Consider the following 2,158-nt stretch of genomic DNA (forward strand, 5'->3'; position numbering starts at 1 on the left):
TTGAGGAACAACAAAGGACGGAGAATTTAACTAATCATGGTTAAATCTCCGTCCTTTTTAGATTATCCAAATTATGATGTGTACCCCTTGTCAGGGACAACATTGATTTTTTTGGGGTGTTTTTTTATTACCCCAACAAGTGTATAGGTAGGGGTTTAAAACACCACAATGAAATGGATAGGTACCTCCTAAACCCCAAAAGAATTTATAGAACCTGAACTTTTAGATGTATTAAGGTCGGTGGCATATGCTACCGACCTTTTGTCGGTGTGCCGGGCATGGCACAGTTCTTACTGGTGAGAGTCCAGTCACGGGTATTTACCGCCAAGTGTAGCGAACCGCAAGCGGAAAGCAGTAATGCTCAAGTGAAGGAAGCGGTGTAGCAAAGCCATCGAGCCTACGAACAGAAACCGGATACAAGGCTAAACGGTGGGTGAGGTTGCTACACAAACCGAAGCCCAAAAGGTAAACGTATCACCGAGACAGTAAATCCGGAGGTTGTGTGGCGAAAGAACTATGTCTTACCCCGGGAGACCCGGACGGCGTGGAAACACGTGCGGAAAAGGCTTGCGTCCGGGAGTCAGCTTAGACCATAGTACCGGGAGCACGAACGGGAAGGGTCTAATGTCAATGTATTGCAAATCACTGCAAGCAAGGTCGGAATAATCCGAAATCGAGGATATGCTCTGAAAGCAGAAACGTAAGTCTGTGGAGGCAAAAGGTAGAGGGGATGATTTCCGGCAGTTTTACGAACAGAAAGAGGAGCAACAAGTGGAATTAATCGAATGGATATTACAGGACAGGAATATTGACGAGGCAATCAAGAACGTCAAGCGAAACAAAGGTGCAGCCGGAGTCGATGGGATGACGGTAGATGAACTTGACGTGTATTTTACTCTTCATAGGGAAGAGCTGAAGACTCAGATACGTGAAGGTAAATACAGGCCGAGTCCGGTAAGAAGGGTCTACATACCTAAAGCCAACGGCAAGAAGAGACCTCTCGGAATACCGACAGTCACAGACAGAGTTGTACAGCAGATGACAGCACAGATACTGTCTCTGGGATATGACAAATATTTCAGTGACCATAGTTATGGGTTCCGAGCGAACAGAGATTGCCATGGAGCGATAGAGAAAGCCCTCGAATACCTCAACGAGGGATATGAGTGGGTGATAGACCTTGACATCGAGAAGTATTTCGACACGGTAAACCATGACAAGTTAATTTCAATACTCAGAGAACGCATTAATGATGCGAAAACGCTACGACTGATTCGACAGTTTCTAAGAGCTGGAGTCATGGAAGATGGCTTGGTAAGCCCAAGTGAAGAAGGGGTACCGCAAGGTGGACCTCTTTCACCTATACTATCCAACATCTACCTTGACAAGCTCGACAAGGAACTGGAATCAAGGGGACTTCATTTTGTCAGATACGCTGACGACTGCGACATCTTCGTGAAAAGTGAAATGGCGGCAGACAGAGTGATGAAGTCTGTGACAAGCTGGCTGGAGCGCAAACTTCGGCTGAGAGTCAGTGCCACTAAGACAAAGGTAGTAAGACCTACGAAGAGTAACTTTCTGGGATTCACATTCTGGAAGAGCAAAGACGGTTGGAAGTGCAGGCTTGCCAAAGACCGAAAGAAGAAACTCTATGAGAAGACTCGTGAGATTCTTTGTCGGAAGAAAGCGGCTGCGCGAACCATAAAGTCTACCTTTATGCAACTGAACTGGCTCATCCGGGGGTGGATAAACTACTACAGAATCGGTAGCATGAAAGGCTTTCTTGATGAATATGGACAATGGCTGAGGCACAAGGTGAGAGTAGTGATACTCAAACAGTGGAAAAAGCCGAAGACCATATTCAAGAACCTGATGGCTCTGAATAGGATTCAGGAATGTGGCCTTGAGGAGAAAAGATTGTTAAGCGTGGCAAACGCAAGGCAGGGATGGTACCGAATGGCTACTATTCGGGATATTAATTTCCTGCTCAATCCAACGATACTTGGCAAAAAGACAAAGAGCCGACCGGGATTGGTCGACCCTTTGGCGTATTATCTGAATTAACGCTTGATTCTATGTTGATGTAGCGCCGTATACGAGACCCGTACGTACGGTGCAACGGGAGGGTTGAGGGCTAACGCCCTCGCTCTACCCTATT

General features: G+C 46.5%; 1 protein-coding gene. It reads left to right on the top strand.

Annotated elements, in window-relative coordinates:
• Nucleotides 1-708: 708 nt before the first annotated feature.
• Nucleotides 709-2,064 (top strand): group II intron reverse transcriptase/maturase, encoded by a 1,356-nt coding sequence (gene ltrA, locus AXF17_RS04090; protein WP_237049005.1) that lies wholly within the window; start codon nt 709-711, stop codon nt 2,062-2,064.
• The last annotated feature ends 94 nt before the right edge of the window (nt 2,065-2,158 follow it).

Source organism: Mogibacterium pumilum (assembly GCF_002243385.1).
Taxonomy (GTDB): Bacteria; Bacillota; Clostridia; order Peptostreptococcales; family Anaerovoracaceae; genus Mogibacterium; species Mogibacterium pumilum.